This is a genomic window from Paraburkholderia sp. RL17-347-BIC-D, from assembly GCF_046027915.1.
In the GTDB taxonomy this organism is placed as follows: Bacteria; Pseudomonadota; Gammaproteobacteria; order Burkholderiales; family Burkholderiaceae; genus Paraburkholderia.
In genome coordinates this window covers 208,350-222,884 of sequence record NZ_JARESS010000014.1, presented here as the reverse complement: position 1 = coordinate 222,884, position 14,535 = coordinate 208,350, and the positions used below count along the sequence as shown (strand labels likewise).

17 protein-coding genes and 1 tRNA gene are annotated in these 14,535 nt (G+C 64.0%); 9 read left to right on the top strand and 9 right to left on the bottom strand.

All coding sequences use genetic code 11. The features are described 5' to 3' along the window. The first annotated feature begins 386 nt into the window (after positions 1-386). Both P0D96_RS21080 and P0D96_RS21075 read left to right on the top strand, forming a co-directional pair. Positions 387-578: a hypothetical protein gene (locus tag P0D96_RS21080; RefSeq protein WP_134456271.1), complete on the top strand. Its 192-nt coding sequence runs from the start codon at positions 387-389 to the stop codon at positions 576-578. A gap of 75 nt (positions 579-653) precedes the next feature. Further along, positions 654-1,046, top strand: coding sequence for a hypothetical protein (locus P0D96_RS21075; protein WP_408175644.1), 393 nt, complete (start codon positions 654-656; stop codon positions 1,044-1,046). A gap of 31 nt (positions 1,047-1,077) precedes the next feature. Here the strand turns inward: P0D96_RS21075 and P0D96_RS21070 are convergent, their stop codons facing one another. Together P0D96_RS21070 and P0D96_RS21065 are read right to left on the bottom strand one after the other, a co-directional pair. Continuing rightward, positions 1,078-1,410: a DMT family transporter gene (locus P0D96_RS21070; protein WP_408175798.1), complete on the bottom strand. Its 333-nt coding sequence runs from the start codon at positions 1,408-1,410 to the stop codon at positions 1,078-1,080. A gap of 10 nt (positions 1,411-1,420) precedes the next feature. Next, positions 1,421-1,918 carry a heme-degrading domain-containing protein gene (locus P0D96_RS21065; RefSeq protein WP_342960271.1) on the bottom strand — a complete coding sequence of 166 codons (498 nt, stop codon included), beginning with the start codon at positions 1,916-1,918 and terminating at the stop codon, positions 1,421-1,423. A 238-nt stretch (positions 1,919-2,156) separates the two neighbouring features. Here P0D96_RS21065 and P0D96_RS21060 point away from each other — a divergent pair. From P0D96_RS21060 to P0D96_RS21030, 7 genes are all read left to right on the top strand, one after another. Further along, positions 2,157-2,233 (top strand) — tRNA-Met (locus tag P0D96_RS21060). A 375-nt stretch (positions 2,234-2,608) separates the two neighbouring features. Then, positions 2,609-3,154, top strand: coding sequence for an NUDIX hydrolase (locus P0D96_RS21055; RefSeq protein ID WP_132374874.1), 546 nt, complete (start codon positions 2,609-2,611; stop codon positions 3,152-3,154). A 9-nt stretch (positions 3,155-3,163) separates the two neighbouring features. Further along, complete coding sequence (gene aat, locus P0D96_RS21050; protein ID WP_132374875.1) at positions 3,164-3,901, top strand: leucyl/phenylalanyl-tRNA--protein transferase; 738 nt, start codon at positions 3,164-3,166, stop codon at positions 3,899-3,901. Between the two features lie 116 nt (positions 3,902-4,017). Continuing rightward, positions 4,018-4,839, top strand: coding sequence for an arginyltransferase (locus tag P0D96_RS21045; RefSeq protein WP_408315105.1), 822 nt, complete (start codon positions 4,018-4,020; stop codon positions 4,837-4,839). Positions 4,840-4,935: 96 nt separating this feature from the next. Then, entirely contained in the window at positions 4,936-5,997 is a 1,062-nt protein-coding gene (locus P0D96_RS21040; RefSeq protein ID WP_408175648.1) for a quinone-dependent dihydroorotate dehydrogenase, read from the top strand. Positions 5,998-6,129: 132 nt separating this feature from the next. Continuing rightward, on the top strand, positions 6,130-6,924 hold the full coding sequence (locus P0D96_RS21035) for a cystine ABC transporter substrate-binding protein (protein ID WP_134456289.1): 795 nt from the start codon (positions 6,130-6,132) through the stop codon (positions 6,922-6,924). A gap of 107 nt (positions 6,925-7,031) precedes the next feature. Further along, positions 7,032-7,691, top strand: a complete 660-nt coding sequence (locus P0D96_RS21030) for an amino acid ABC transporter permease (RefSeq protein WP_408175651.1) — start codon at positions 7,032-7,034, stop codon at positions 7,689-7,691. 18 nt (positions 7,692-7,709) lie between these two features. Here the strand turns inward: P0D96_RS21030 and lepB are convergent, their stop codons facing one another. The 7 genes from lepB to P0D96_RS20995 all read right to left on the bottom strand — a co-directional run bounded on the left by lepB (position 7,710) and on the right by P0D96_RS20995 (position 14,515). Next, a complete protein-coding gene (gene lepB / locus P0D96_RS21025) occupies positions 7,710-8,408 on the bottom strand; it encodes a signal peptidase I (RefSeq protein WP_408175652.1) in 699 nt (232 codons plus the stop codon). A gap of 195 nt (positions 8,409-8,603) precedes the next feature. Beyond that, a complete protein-coding gene (locus tag P0D96_RS21020) occupies positions 8,604-9,602 on the bottom strand; it encodes a Gfo/Idh/MocA family protein (protein ID WP_408315103.1) in 999 nt (332 codons plus the stop codon). A 145-nt stretch (positions 9,603-9,747) separates the two neighbouring features. Then, positions 9,748-10,467, bottom strand: a complete 720-nt coding sequence (locus P0D96_RS21015) for a FadR/GntR family transcriptional regulator (RefSeq protein WP_132374882.1) — start codon at positions 10,465-10,467, stop codon at positions 9,748-9,750. A 332-nt stretch (positions 10,468-10,799) separates the two neighbouring features. Next, positions 10,800-11,402, bottom strand: coding sequence for a flavin reductase family protein (locus P0D96_RS21010; RefSeq protein WP_408175656.1), 603 nt, complete (start codon positions 11,400-11,402; stop codon positions 10,800-10,802). After that, positions 11,377-12,591: a sugar phosphate nucleotidyltransferase gene (locus P0D96_RS21005; RefSeq protein ID WP_408175657.1), complete on the bottom strand. Its 1,215-nt coding sequence runs from the start codon at positions 12,589-12,591 to the stop codon at positions 11,377-11,379. Before P0D96_RS21005 ends, P0D96_RS21010 begins: the two co-directional genes overlap by 26 nt. 95 nt (positions 12,592-12,686) lie before the next feature. Further along, positions 12,687-13,520 (bottom strand): methyltransferase domain-containing protein, encoded by an 834-nt coding sequence (locus tag P0D96_RS21000; RefSeq protein ID WP_408315101.1) that lies wholly within the window; start codon positions 13,518-13,520, stop codon positions 12,687-12,689. Positions 13,521-13,981: 461 nt separating this feature from the next. Then, positions 13,982-14,515, bottom strand: coding sequence for a GNAT family N-acetyltransferase (locus tag P0D96_RS20995; RefSeq protein WP_132374886.1), 534 nt, complete (start codon positions 14,513-14,515; stop codon positions 13,982-13,984). Positions 14,516-14,535: the final 20 nt, after the last annotated feature.

Below are 14,535 nucleotides of genomic sequence, written 5' to 3'. Positions count from 1 at the left end.
CCACTGTGGCCGGCATGTCGGCCACGGCCGCCGGCACGAGGCGCGCGGCGGCGCTGATGTAATAACCACGGTAAGGGCCGCTGACCCGTTCAGCCATATTCGTTCTCCTCGTTGCAATTCATGGGCGGACGCCGTGTGGACCTGCGTTCGATACGTCTGCCTGTGCGTTGACCTTCATGTCGCCGGTTGCGTCCGCGCGGCCGGTGCAGCACGCGCGTCGGCGCGCGGCCAACCAGTATGTAAGGCGCCTCGCGAGCCGATTAGTTCTGTCCGACTCACGCGGCGACGGACCCGATCGCACTTGTTCGGCTCGCGCCGGTCGAACGGGATCATCGGCACGGTCCGTGCTGCCGCGACGACGCCTTTTCGAGTTCAGCGAGCGCAATATGGGAAAATATTTTCTGCAAAACCACGAATTGCCCGAGCCGGATGCGGCGAACACATGGTTTGCTTACGCCGAAAGCCACGGCATCGACATTCCAAAAGCCATCAGCATCTGGGAAGACGCGGCCACCAAGGAGGGCGAGGAAAGCCGCCGGATGGTCAGCGCGGCGGGCATTACGATCGAAACGCCCTGAACGTCTTGCGAGACTCGACAGGCGCTCCTAATCCACGTGGCAAGCCCGAATATCAATCTGAAAGGAAACAACACGATGCATTTCATGACGCAACTGCGCCGCGCCGGCCGCCTCGACCGCTTCCGAACCAATGCAGTGTTTGCGCTGGTTCGCCGGACGTCGCTGTCAGCCGCCCTTCCCGCCGCCGTGCTGCTCGGCGCGGCGGGCCTCGCCGGCTGCGCATCGTCGAATACCACGTCGCTGATCAATCTGCCGAACGGCCAGACTGGCTTCGCCGTGAATTGCAGCGGCGCCGACGCCGCTTCCAGCTGGGCCTCCTGCTACGTGCAGGCCGGCAAGGCATGCGGCGCGACGGGCTACGACATCGTGTCGAAAGACAATGACGAAGGCGGCACGGCGGGCGGCAGCGTCACGAACGTCGTCTCGGCCAACGTGAAAAACCGCTCGATGATCGTGCGCTGCAAATAAGCGCCCGCGGCGCCTGGGTTCGCGCGGCGGCTTAGTGCGCCTGCATCTTCGAAAACATGTTCAGCACGGCAACCCCGGCAATGATCAGCCCGAGTCCGATGACGGCCGGCACGTCGGGCACCTGCCGGTACAGCAGCACCGCGACCAGCGTGATCAGCACGATGCCGGCGCCGGACCACACCGCGTAGACGATGCCGACCGGAATGCTCTTGAGCGTGAGCGACAGGCAATAGAACGCCACGCCGTAGCCGAGCACGACAACCGCTGAAGGCAGGAACCGCGAGAAGCCCTCCGACGCGCGCATCGCGGACGTCGCGATCACTTCGGCCACGATCGCGATGCCGAGCAAGGCATAAGGAGGCAGCCGCATCGCCTCAGGCCTTTGCAAGCGCGAGCTTGCTGTAGTCGTGGCCCAGATGCGCGCACAGCGCTTCCACCACCAGTTCATGATCGCCGCGCTGCGGCAGACCCGACACCGTGATCGACCCGATCACGCCCGCGCCCGCCACCGTCAGCGGAAACGCGCCGCCATGCGACGCGTACTCCGTAGCAGGCAAGCCGTGCTTGTCGGCGAGCGTGCCGCCGGCCTGCTGCATCTTCAGGCCGATCGCGTACGAGCTGCGGCGGAAATGCGCAACCGTGTTGCTCTTGCGGCGCACCCAATCGACGTTGTCCGGCGTCGCGCCGTCGAGCAGACTGAAGAAGAGCGGCTGACCGAAGGTGCGCAGGTCGATCGCAACGGGGATACCGCGCGCCTTGGCGACCTCGTGCAGATAGGCGCCGACTTGCCACGCGCGGTCGGCATCGAATTGTGGGAACACCAGCGCGTGTTCCTGAGCGGCAATCACCTGCAGATCGTGAGCGATATCCATGGAGTTCAGAGCAAGGTAAGGGGTGGAGCGTGCGCCGCCGTGCGTGCATGGCGGCGTCGCGAGAGGAATCTGAATTCTAGCGCAGCGCCTTACGCAGGCCTTCCGGCATGCGACGTGAGCGATGCGTGCGGCGACCTTCAGAGCCCGCGCGCAGATTCATGGCCCGCGGATTGAAGCCGGTTCTTAAATAGCTATTGCACAGCTATCGGCTTTGTTCTATAATCTTTTCTTCGACGGACGCGGGGTGGAGCAGTCTGGCAGCTCGTCGGGCTCATAACCCGAAGGTCGTAGGTTCAAATCCTACCCCCGCAACCAAGTGCACCAAGCTGGTTGACTACGTCGAAAACAACATTGAAGGCTTGCCCAACCGGCAGGCCTTTTTTGTTTTCTTTCCAAATATTTCATAGCGCGTTGCGCATTCCCGGCTTTTCTCGTTTCCCCAGTCTGATTCCGGCAGCGGTTCTGACGGCAAATCGCCCCGCCCACGACGCCATCCACGCCCTCGGATCAAGCCTCGCGCGCAAGATACTCCGGATTCCGAACAAAATGATTGCGCCATTTGCGAGCAGTTTGGACGACCCCTCGGCACCGACCTCACTGCCCGCGGAATCCCGCGCGACGCTATTTTGCGGCCTGAGAAAAACCGCGTGCCAGTGATAAACTCCTATCACCCTTTCTCGTCCCCTTCCTATGAAATTCTGTTCTGTCTGCGGCCAGGGCGTCAGCCTGAGCATTCCGCCTGGCGACAACCGCGAGCGCTTCGTATGCGGCAGTTGCGGCACGGTGCACTATCAGAATCCGCGCAACGTGGTCGGCACCGTCCCGGTGTGGGACGAGAAAGTGCTGCTGTGCCGTCGCGCAATCGAACCGCGCTACGGCTACTGGACGCTGCCCGCCGGCTTCATGGAAATGGGCGAGACGACCGCCGAAGCGGCATCGCGCGAAACGCTGGAAGAAGCCGGCGCGCGCGTCGAAGTGCAAAACCTCTTCTCGCTGCTGAACGTGCCGCACGTGCATCAGGTGCATCTGTTCTATATGGCGCGCCTGCTCGACCTCGACATTGCCGCCGGTGAAGAAAGCCTCGAAGTGAAGCTCTTCGAAGAACATGAAATCCCCTGGGACGAGATTGCCTTTCCCACGGTCGGCCAGACCCTGCGTTTCTTTTTCGCCGACCGCGCCGCCGGCAGCTTCGGCCTGCACACGGGCGACATCTTCCGCTCGCTGCGCGAAGGTTGAGCGGCGCGCATGGTGCCCTGGCTCGGACCTGACGATCCGTTCCCGCCCGTCGAGCGCGCCCTCGGCGCGACCAGCGGCGCGCCGGGCCTGCTCGCGGCCAGCGGCGACCTGCTTCCGTCGCGGCTGATCGACGCCTACCGGCGCGGCATCTTTCCGTGGTATTCGGACGGCCAGCCGGTGTTGTGGTGGAGCCCCGACCCGCGCATGGTCCTGCGCCCCGCCGACTTCAAAGTGGCGCCGTCGCTACGCAAAACGCTCAGGCGCGTGCTGCGCGAAGACGCGTGGGAAATCCGCGTCGACCATGATTTCGCCGCAGTGATGCGCGCCTGCGCGCAGGCGCCGCGACGTGGACAGCGCGGCACATGGATCACCGCGGATGTCGTCGAAGCGTACTCGTCGCTGCATCGTGTGGGCGACGCGCACAGCATCGAAACCTGGTTCGAAGGCAAGCGCGTGGGCGGTTTGTACGGCGTGTCGTTCGGCAAAATGTTCTTCGGCGAATCCATGTTCGCGGACGTCACGGATGCGTCGAAAATGGCGCTGGCTGCGCTTGTCGGACACTTACGCCGTCACGAAATAGAAATGATAGACTGCCAGCAGAACACGTCGCATCTGGCGTCGCTAGGCGGTCGCGAGATAGCGCGCAAGGCGTTCATCGCGCATGTTCGCGCGTCGGTCGAGGCGCCGCCGATTCCCTGGCGCTTCGACAAGACCGCGTTGCTCGAGGTCGTTGCGCCAGCGGCGTAGGAAGAATCAGGCCGAATCCGGATCCGCCGCCTACCGAGCCGCGGGTCACGAGCCGCGGGTCGTCCACCGCAAGGCGCCGGGTTTGCATTACCAGAGATGCTTCGAGAGCTGCCAACGTGACTCATCCCAACGAGCTGCCTCTTTCCCCGCTTTCGGCGCTGCAATTTTATGCAACAGCGCCCTATCCCTGCAGTTACCTGGACGGGCGCATCGCGCGCTCGCAAGTCGCCACCCCGAGTCACCTGATCAACTCCGACGTCTACACCGACCTCGTCAAGGCCGGCTTCCGGCGCTCGGGCGTGTTCACGTACCGGCCATATTGCGACGGCTGCCGCGCCTGTGTGCCGGTGCGCGTGCCGGTCGACCAGTTCGAGCCGAACCGCACGCAGCGCCGCGTCTGGAAGAAACATGGCGAACTGATCGCGACCGTCGCGCCGCTCCACTACGACGAAGAGCACTACGCGCTCTACATGCGCTATCAATCGGCGCGGCATGCGGGCGGCGGCATGGATCGCGACAGCCGCGACCAATATGAACAGTTCCTGTTGCAGAGCCGGATCAACTCGCGGCTGGTCGAATTCCGCGAGCCGCTGCGGGACCGGCCCAATGCGCCGGGCATTCTGCGCATGATCAGCATGATCGACATCCTCGGCGACGGGCTCTCCTCGGTGTACACGTTTTTCGAGCCGGGGCTGCCGAACACGAGCTTCGGCACCTACAACATCTATTGGCAGATCGAGCAGGCACGCAGCCTCAAGCTGCCCTACGTGTATCTCGGCTACTGGATTCGCGAGAGTCCGAAGATGGCGTACAAGGCGAATTTCCGGCCGCTCGAGGGTTTGATCGACGGCGCCTGGCGCGTGCTCGATCCCACGGGCGTGGACCTGCCGCCGCTCGACCCGGCGATGCAGGGCAAGCGCGCGCCGTTCAAGCCGTAGCAAAGCCGTACATAGCAAGGCAGTAGCAGCAGCGGCCCGCTCGGGCCGCGACTCGATCCCGCCAGTCGGTCTCATTGAAGCCTCAAAGCCGGTAAAATGGCGGGTTCCCATTTTCCGGCCGCCCGGCTTCGTCCCGTGTTCAGTTCCCTCTACCCGCTTGTACGCGCCCAACTCTTTCGCATGGACGCGGAAGACGCTCACCACCTCACCTTGCGCATGCTCGGCGCCGCCGGCCGCACCGGCCTCGCCGGCGCGCTCGCGCCGCGCGTGCCGGATGCGCCGCGCACCGTGATGGGGCTGACGTTCCGCAATCCGGTGGGACTCGCCGCGGGCCTCGACAAGGACGGCGCCTGCATCGACGGCCTCGCCGCGCTCGGCTTCGGCTTCATCGAAGTGGGCACGGTCACGCCGCGCGCGCAACCGGGCAATCCGCGGCCGCGCATGTTCCGCCTGCCGCAGGCGAACGCAGTGATCAACCGGATGGGCTTTAACAACGCGGGCGTCGACCAGTTCGTGAAGAACGTGCAGGCCGCGCGCTATCGCGGCATTCTCGGCCTGAACATCGGCAAGAACGCCGACACGCCGATCGAACGCGCCGCCGAAGACTATCTGTACTGTCTCGAGCGCGTGTATCCGTTCGCCAGCTACGTGACGGTCAATATCTCGTCGCCGAATACGAAGAATCTGCGCCAGTTGCAAGGCGCCGGCGAACTCGACGCGCTGCTCGCGGCGCTCAAAGAGAAGCAGCAGCGCTTGGCCGACATGCACGGCAAGCTCGTGCCGCTCGCGCTGAAGATCGCGCCGGACCTCGACGACGAACAGATCAAGTCGATCGCCGACACGCTGTTGCGCCATCAGTTCGAAGGCGTGATCGCCACCAACACCACGCTCTCGCGCACGGCCGTCGCCGGCATGCAATACGGCGACGAAGCTGGCGGCCTGTCGGGCAAGCCGGTGTTCGACGCGTCGAATGAAGTGATCCGCAAGCTGCGCGCGGAAGTCGGCGAAGCGGTGCCGATCATCGGCGTCGGCGGGATTTTTTCCGGCGACGACGCGCGCGCCAAGATCGCGGCCGGCGCGTCGCTGGTGCAGCTCTATACCGGCTTCATCTACCGCGGACCGGCGCTGATCGCCGAATGCGCTCAAGCGCTTCGCTAAGCGCGGGCTCAGTAAACGCGGCACGCTGAGCCGCGCCGGTATATAGACATAAACAAACGGTATTTTGGTTTCGATAGTCTGCTTTGTTATGCTTTCGTCTGTTAAAACGCCAGACGAACAAAAAGGAACTCGATGAAATTTGGCTTGCTGAAAAAGATTCTCGTCGCCGGTCTGATCGGCGCTTCGTTCACCGCCGTCGCCGCCCACGCCGACGACCTGCTCGATCAGGTCAAACAGCGCGGCACGCTGCGCATCGGCCTCGAAGGCACCTTCCCGCCGTTCAATTCGAAAGCGCCGTCGGGCGAACTGGTCGGCTACGACGTCGACATCGCCAAGGCCGTGGCCGCCAAGCTCGGCGTGAAGCCGGAATTCGTCACGACCGAATGGAGCGGCATCATCGCCGGTTTGCAGGCGAACAAGTTCGACGTGATCGTCAACCAGGTCGGCATCACCGACGCGCGCAAGCAGGCGCTCGACTTCTCGCCGGCCTACACGTATTCGGCCGCGCAACTGATCCAGCGTAAGGACGACACGCGCCAGTTCAAGTCGCTCGACGACCTGAAGGGCAAGAAGCTCGGCGTCGGTCTGGGCACGAACTACATGGACATGGCCAAGTCGGTGCCGGGCATCGACGTGAAGACGTATCCGGGCGCGCCTGAGTATCTGCGCGACCTGGCCGCCGGCCGTCTGGATGCGGCGCTCAACGACCGCCTGATGCTCGCGTACCTGATGAAGAACTCGCAGTTGCCGCTGCGCACCGGCGCCAACGTCGGCGCGGGCACGCCGTCTGGCATTCCGTTCAGGAAGGGCAATCCGAAGTTCGCCAAGGCGATCGACGACGCGATGACCCAGCTCGAAGCGGACGGCACGTTCTCGAAGATCTCGGACAAGTGGTTCGGCATCGACGTCAGCAAGCCGATCAAGTAAAGACGCGCTGACTGAAACGAAGGGCGGCATCGTCAGCGATGCCGCCCTTCGCGCTTTTGCAGCAAAGTTTATGATGTGCGCTTTTGCGCGCCAACCGACCACCGCTCATGTCCACCACTTCCCTGCTCGTCCAATCGCTTCCTGTGCTCGCGCAGGGCGCCGTCCTGACGGTCAAGTTCGCGGTTCTGTCGATGATCTTCGGCCTGCTTGCCGGCGCCGTGCTCGCGTTGATGGGCGTCAGCCACAACCGCGTGCTGAACTGGATCGCGCGCATTTACGTGAGCGTGATGCGCGGCACGCCGCTGCTGGTGCAGATTTTCGTGATCTATTACGGCTTGCCGAGTTTCGGCATTTCACTCGATCCGACGCCGGCCGGCGTGATCGCCTTGTCGGCGAATGTGGCGGCCTACCTGTCGGAGAGCATGCGCGGCGCGATCCTGGGCATCCACAAGGGCCAGTGGCTCGCCGCCTATAGTCTCGGACTCTCGCGCCGCCAGACGCTGCGCTACGTGATCGCGCCGCAAGCCTTGCGCATTGCCGTGCCGAGTCTGTCGAACAGCCTGATCAGCCTGATCAAGGACACCTCGCTGGTGTCGGTGATCACCGTGACCGAACTGCTGCGCAGCGCGCAGGAAATCATCGCCTCGACCTATCAGCCGCTGCCGCTGTATCTCGCCGCGGCCGCGATCTACTGGGTGCTGTGCCAGGTGCTCGAAAGCGTGCAACGCTGGTACGAACGGCGCCTTGCGCTGCCGTCGCGCCACTGAGACCCTGGGGCATCTGACTTAACGGCTGGCGACAGACGACGCCGCATCCAGCGGCGCGCCGAAGCGCTCGAAGCGCGGCGTGTAGTAATGATCCGGGTCGAGCGAAAACGCGACGTGACGCGTGCGGCCCATCAATTCCTTGCGCGGAAAGAAGCCGAAGTAACGCGAATCGGCGCTGTCGTCGCGATTGTCGCCGAGCATCAGATACTCGCCGGGCGGCACGATCACCGGCCCAAACGAGTCGCGCGGGCTCGGCGCTTGCGGCGCGAGCCGCACGGTATGCGCGACGCCGTCGAAGCGTTCGGTCAGATAATCGCCGGGCGACGCGGCGTCGCCGGGCAGCGGTTTGAACTTCAGCGGCTGGTAATCGGCGCGCACGCCGTTTACGTACAGCACGTTCTCGCGCATCGCCACGCTGTCGCCGGGCAGGCCGATCAGACGCTTGACCATCAACTCATGCGCCGCCGACGAATCGATCGTCACGATATCGCCGCGCTGCGGATCGTGCAAATGCGCGATCGCGATGTGCGTGAGCGGCACGCGCAGATCGTAGGCCATCTTGTCCACGAAGATGCGGTCGCCCTCGCGGATGGTCGGCAGCATCGAGCCGCTCGGCACGACGTTCCAGTCGGCCACGGCGCTGCGAAACAGCACCATCAAGAAGAGAAACGCGACGAGGCTCTTGTTGTCGCGCCACAGTTTTCCGAGCATGCGCATGGCAGGCGGCTCCATTGGAAGGAATTCGAAAGCAGCGGGCACGTGGAGTGTTTTTCTTTCCGCATGCCCGCGCAAATCCTACCACCGCTGCTGGGTGCAACGCGGCAACAGCGGCGGCGGAGCGCGATAGCGGGATCGCAAGATGGCATGGCGGCGGCACGGGCTCGCGCGCCTCGACGCACGCTCAATGCGCCCTCATTCGCCCGCGAACTTCAACCCGAGCGCCGCGCGCGCCGCGTCGGCCATCGCGATCATCTGCAGCGACTTGCTGTGCGGCATCACCGGGCTTTCCAGTTGCCCCATCCTGATCAGTTCGCAGAAGTGCGCGGTCTCGTAGTTCAGCCCGCCGCCTTCGAACGGCTCGTCGAGTTCGACCACGCGTCCATCGGCATAACGGATGGTCGCGCGCGACGGATTCCACCACGGCTCGTGAATCGTGACGTGACCCCCTTTGGCCATCAGCAGCGCATCACCCTTGCCGTGCAGATCGAGCCCGCAAAACAACTGGGCGATGCCGCCCTCGTGCTGGCTGTTCAGGCTCGCGAACGTATCGACGCCGGTCGCCCCGAGCCGCCCGAGCGTTTGCACCTCACGAGGCGCGCCCAGCCAGTCGACGGCGAGAAACATCTCGTAGATGCCGATGTCGAGCAGCGCGCCGCCCGCATGCTCGAACGACAGCGACGGGTGATCGTCCGGCACGCCCGGCACCGAGCAGCCGGCTCGCACCAAGCCGACCGCGCCGATCGGATCGGCGTCTAGATGCGCGCGCAACTTTCTGTAGAGCGGATAAAAGGGCGGCTTCATGGCTTCCATGAACAGCCGTTGCGCGGCGCGCGCGGCATCGAGCACGCGCTCGAGCTGCGGCTGATTGATGGTGGCGGGTTTTTCGCACAGCACGTGCACACCGGCTTGCAGCGCGGCGATCGCGTAGTCGGCGTGACTGTCCTGGACGGTGGCGATATAGAGCGCGTCGATCCCGCTGGCGAGCAGCGCGTCGAAACTCGCGCAGACCTCGCCGCCGAATTCACCGGCGAAAGCCGTGGCCGGTTCCGCGCGGCGTGACCACAGCGCGGTCAGTTGCGCGTGCGGCACATGAGCGAGACCTTGTGCGAAGCGACGGGCAATGCGGCCCGTCCCGACGATTCCCCAACGGATCGTGCCGCCCGAGGGGATTTCCTGCGTTGCGATTGTCATCGTTCCTTCGAGTCCATGCAGTTCAGAACAGGCGCTATTGTCGCGCATGCCGCACGCTCTCGCGTGGACGTGAACTCGCGCCCTCTGCCACACAGTCTCACAAGGAAAATACCAAAGACCCAGCGTGCCGCCGCGGCGGCGACGCTCAGCCGAGTGCCGGCGGTTCCGCTGAAAAATGGCCGCTGACTTCTTCCGCGGTGTAGTCGATCATGGCGAGCGAAGCGATCTCCGCTTCCTTCGGATCGCGCCGTTCAATCGCTTCGACCACGCGTTGATGGGAATTCACTGCGGTTTCCCACAGTCCGTCCCTGTCGGTGACGATGGGATTGACCGTCGATAGCGCGCCGCGAATGATCGCCGCCATCTGCTTGAAGAACTGATTGCCGCTCGCCACCACGATGCGGGTGTGGAACAGTTCGTCCGCTTCCTGATAGCCCGGCTCGCCCGGCCGGATCGTGCGGAACGCCTCGAACGCCTCGCGAATCGCGGCAATATCCGCCGCGCTGCCGCGCGCGGCCGCCTGCGCCGAAGCGCGCGGCTCGATCAGGATGCGAAACTCGATCACGTCGCGCAGAAACAGCGGATCGGGTTTCGCGCGAAAACGCCAGTTCACGACGTCTTCGTCGATCATGCGCCAATCGCTCATCGACCGGATGCGCGTGCCGATTTTCGGCCGCACGTCCAGCATGTCGCGCGCGAGCAGCATCGACAGCGCCTCGCGCATGACGGTGCGGCTGACGTCGAACTCCTTCGACAGCACATCCTGCGGTGGCAGTATGGCGCCGTATTTCTCTTCGACGATCCCCGTGACCAGTCCATCCATGACTTTGCTCACGAGCGATCGATCTTTGTTTGCCTGTTCCATGACACTCTCCCCGAAGCGGTGTTTGCCCCCGCGTAGCCTGTTGATCAAGCGGCCCTTATACGTCGTTCTATTGATGTCACTTAGTTCTTCTACGATACGTTGCTAGCTTCAAAACGGTTGCGCCAGTTGGGAAACTTCCTGACAGGGTTATCCCTCTGAAGAATTGTTTCTTCCTTGTAACGCCGCATATTTTGACGGGCCATAAGCTTGCATCTCAAGCGTGCCTGCATTGCAGAATTTGCATAGTGCGAAGACGCACGTTGCGAGACGATTTGTCTGATCCACGATGCCTCGGCGGATAGGCTGGCGGGAAACGACGAATGACGTGCGCATCAGCGGGTGCTCACGGCAATCGCTGGCGAGTCCTGCGTCGAAGCCGCCGTCGAACCCTGAATGGAACTCTGAGTGCAACCCGGCGCCGTCACCGACCCATAGCGCCCGCCGAAAAAAATCAGGGGCGCGTGTTCATCGAGCGAGAACACCAGCACCTCGCCGACGAAGAGCGTATGGTCGCCGCACGGATGCCGGTCCACCACGCGCGCCGCGAAACGCGCCGCCGCGTGTTCGAGCAGCTCCACGTCGGGCAGCCCTTCGACCGCCGCGAAACGCGGCGCGAGCAAGCTCTGCGGTTCGCCGGCGAAGTGGCGGCTATGCGGCTCCTGCGCCTCGGACAACACGCTCACGCCGAACAGCGCGCTGTCCATCAGACGCTCGTGCATGCGCGCCCGGTGCCCGACCGAGACGACGATCAGCGGCGGCTTGAGCGAACCCGACATGAAGGCGTTGGCGGTCATCGCGTGCAAATTGTCGCCGCTGCCGGTCGAGATCACCACGACGCCGGTCGCGAAGCGTCCCAACGCGTGGCGAAAGCGCCGCTCGTCGAAAGCCGCCTGCGAGGCGCGCGGCGCCTCAGCGTGAAGTACCCTTGCCTGCATGGCTGGCCTCCTGTTCGCGACCGTACTGGTCGTCAAAGCGCACGATGTCGTCTTCGCCGAGATAGCGGCCTGATTGCACCTCGATCCTTTCAAGCGGCGTCCTGCCGGGATTCTCGAACCGGTTCGCGACGCCGAGCGGAATGCCCGTCGACTGGTTCTCCGTGAGCAGGAAGCATTCCTCGCCGCGCGTGACGTGGGCCGTGCCACGTGCCGCCGAATCCCAGGCGCCCACCTCCGACCAGCCCGCGGAGAACGGCACCGCGACGCCGACCAGCCGCGCGTCGGTGCCGACGCGCTCCATCACCGCGTAGTCGATCGAATCGGACGGACACAGGGCGAAGGCATCGCGCGCGAGATGCAGCGCGCCGCCGCCGTCGACCGTGGCACGCTCGAACGCAGCCGCGCAGGCCTCGGCAATCGCCGGCTGGCAGAGCTTGATCGCCGTGAGCCACACCGACGCGCGCACCACGAACATGCCGCTGTTCCACCAGTAATTGCCGCAAGCGAGATAGCGCTCGGCCAGTTCCGGATCGGGCTTCTCGACGAACCGTTCGATGGCGCGCGCGCCCCGCGTGCCGAGCGCCCCACCCGTGCGGATATAGCCGTAGCCGGTATCCGCGCGCTTCGGTGGCACGCCGAGCGTAACAATGGCGCCGCGTGCCGCGTGGTCGAGCGCCTCGGCGAGCGCCGAGCCGAACGCAATGTGATCGGCAATCAGATGGTCCGCCGGCAACGCCACGATGAGCGGATCGTCGCCTTGCACAACCGACGCGCGCGCGGCGAGCGCGGCGACGGTCAACGTGGGCGCGGTATTGCGCGACATCGGTTCGAGCACCATGCGCACCGGCCGGGCCGATCGTTCGAGCCGCTCCAGACGCTCGAGCGTTTGTGGGTGCCGATCTTCGCACCGGACCACCAGCGGTGCTGCAATGGAATGCGTGCCGGATGCCGGCGTAGTGCGTTGCGCTGCGGCGAAAGACGCGTCGAGGCGGCTCAGCATGGTTTCGAGCAGCGACTCGTCGCCCACCAGGCGGATCGACTGCTTCGGACTGCGCTCGCGCGAAAACGGCCGCAATCGCGTGCTCGAGCCGCCGGCGAGAATCACCGGCTGCACGGATAGACGCGTGGCTGTTTCGCTGACGCCCCCGGCCGAGGCAAGCGGATTGCCTGGTTCTACGATGCGATTCATGTGCAAGTCCCCTATCCGGTCAAACTGGTCCGGCGCATTGTTCTATTTGTCCTGCGTGCTACGTGTCAAGCCATGCCTTCGTTCAGTGGCCGCCGTCAGTCGAAGCGGCAAGCAGCGAGCGGTTTGTGCGCGATGAAGTGAAACCACCAGGCGTCGCTCGGTTCCACATCGTCGGTAATGAGATTGCCCACGGAACTGTCGAACACCGCGTCGCATTGCAAGCCGACCTGCGCCAGTTGCCGGCGCTGCTCGCGCAGCGTCGTGTAGACGATCACAATGCCGAAGTTGTGGGCCGCCGCGGTGTTGACCGCATAGCCGCCGTAGTCGTGATTCAACTTGGCGTTGCGCACATAGTTCAGCGTGCCGAGCTGGAAACGCCGCGCCGAGCGCAGCGTGCGCCAGCCGAGTTTGAGCGGATTGAACGTGAATTTCGGCAGCAGTTGCCAGATGTTTTCGCCGTAGCCGGGGCCGCCGCGATTGTGCGACGAAAACAGCACATAGCCGCCGGGCCGCACCACGCGATACATCTCTTCGAGAATCTTCACGCGATCGTCGTAGTCGACGCAGTCGATGCCGTTCCAGCTGAATTGCGTGAGCCCGTAATGATCCGAAGGCAGCGCGGACATGTCACGCGCGTCCATGTGCCGAAGGTCGCGATCAGGAAAGCGCGCCTTCGCGAGATCGAGCAGCTTTTGTGTGTAGTCGACGCCGGTGTAGTCGTCGGAGATCGCCGTCATCAACGGAATCGTGCGGCCGGTGCCGATTCCGATGTCGAGCAAGGGCTCACCCGCGCAACGCTGTGCGAGCCAGGCAAAGGCAGCCCGTTCGCCGGGATCGGAATAGGTCTTGTCGAGCATGAGAACGCGCTCGGCGTCCGACGAATTCCATGCAACTCGGTTGATGCGGTCCAACTCGGATTGACTGTTCACTACGCGCTCCCCGTAAGCGTCTGTGCGCTGGACAATCCGTGCGCATGCATAACGCTTCCCCGAATAGACGGAACCCGCGCGCACGCTTTAAAAGCCATCGCGTGGCCTTTGGCTCGCCGGATGCCACCAGCCGAACCGGCCATCGAACACCACTGGCCTCACGCCACGCTCCTCACCAGGTCCCCGCTCTCAATCCATTACAACAAACGTTGCATGATTGATATGTACGTCCAGCCACATTGTCTTGGAGTCCGATTCAAGGGCGAATGCATGTCGTACGCGTCATTAGAAACAGACAGCGTAGTCCGTCGCCATGCGACGCGCGCAGCACGAACGTCGAGCGCGTGGCGAGCAGCACCTGATAGGAGAAGCGCGCGCGGCCGAGGCCACATCGCTCTCGCGTGGCGTCAGCTTCGCAAGTGCAACTTGTGCACTGGAAGGCGTGACAAGCGCCCGCCCCATCACAACAACTCGAACGTGTTCACGAGCACCGCGCTGTCGCGCTCACGGCGCCGCCCGCCGAAAAGCGGCTGGCTGCCGCGCACCTGGCGCGTAAGGCCGATGAAGGGCACGCCGTGTTCGAGATAGGGCCCTTCCGTCTTGCGAAAGCCGAATTGTTCGTAGAAGCCGCGCAAACCGAGCGGCGCGCTAACACGCGCGGCATGGCCCGGCCAACGGCCGACAATCGCCTGCAGCACGCGTTCGATCAATAGTTCGGCGGTGCCGTCGCCGCGTCGCAGCGGGCTCGTCAGCACCTTGTCGATGGTGATCTCCGGATCTTCCGCGTCGCCGGGTTGCAGGCGCGCGTAGGCGAGGATCGGCATCGACCGCGCCATGTCCTCCACGGCGAACACATGCAACGCGTGTTCGTCGCGGCCATCCGCGTCAAGACAAACATGCGATTGTTCGACCACGAACACCGCGCTGCGCGCGCGCAAGATCAGATACAACTCGCGAGCCGAAAGCTGATCGAATTCCAGCGTTTTCCAGTTCATCACGTACCCCAGCGGTCAGT

Excerpts from the sequence above, each read along its gene's own strand:
- P0D96_RS21080 (WP_134456271.1), top strand. The coding sequence starts at position 387 with ATGGGAAAATATTTTCTGCAAAACCACGAATTGCCCGAGCCGGATGCG.
- P0D96_RS21075 (WP_408175644.1), top strand. The coding sequence starts at position 654 with ATGCATTTCATGACGCAACTGCGCCGCGCCGGCCGCCTCGACCGCTTC.
- P0D96_RS21065 (WP_342960271.1), bottom strand. The coding sequence starts at position 1,918 with ATGGATATCGCTCACGATCTGCAGGTGATTGCCGCTCAGGAACACGCG.
- P0D96_RS21055 (WP_132374874.1), top strand. The coding sequence starts at position 2,609 with ATGAAATTCTGTTCTGTCTGCGGCCAGGGCGTCAGCCTGAGCATTCCG.
- aat (WP_132374875.1), top strand. The coding sequence starts at position 3,164 with ATGGTGCCCTGGCTCGGACCTGACGATCCGTTCCCGCCCGTCGAGCGC.
- P0D96_RS21040 (WP_408175648.1), top strand. The coding sequence starts at position 4,936 with ATGGCGGGTTCCCATTTTCCGGCCGCCCGGCTTCGTCCCGTGTTCAGT.
- P0D96_RS21035 (WP_134456289.1), top strand. The coding sequence starts at position 6,130 with ATGAAATTTGGCTTGCTGAAAAAGATTCTCGTCGCCGGTCTGATCGGC.
- P0D96_RS21030 (WP_408175651.1), top strand. The coding sequence starts at position 7,032 with ATGTCCACCACTTCCCTGCTCGTCCAATCGCTTCCTGTGCTCGCGCAG.
- lepB (WP_408175652.1), bottom strand. The coding sequence starts at position 8,408 with ATGCGCATGCTCGGAAAACTGTGGCGCGACAACAAGAGCCTCGTCGCG.
- P0D96_RS21020 (WP_408315103.1), bottom strand. The coding sequence starts at position 9,602 with ATGACAATCGCAACGCAGGAAATCCCCTCGGGCGGCACGATCCGTTGG.
- P0D96_RS21015 (WP_132374882.1), bottom strand. The coding sequence starts at position 10,467 with ATGGAACAGGCAAACAAAGATCGATCGCTCGTGAGCAAAGTCATGGAT.
- P0D96_RS21010 (WP_408175656.1), bottom strand. The coding sequence starts at position 11,402 with ATGCAGGCAAGGGTACTTCACGCTGAGGCGCCGCGCGCCTCGCAGGCG.
- P0D96_RS21005 (WP_408175657.1), bottom strand. The coding sequence starts at position 12,591 with ATGAATCGCATCGTAGAACCAGGCAATCCGCTTGCCTCGGCCGGGGGC.
- P0D96_RS20995 (WP_132374886.1), bottom strand. The coding sequence starts at position 14,515 with ATGAACTGGAAAACGCTGGAATTCGATCAGCTTTCGGCTCGCGAGTTG.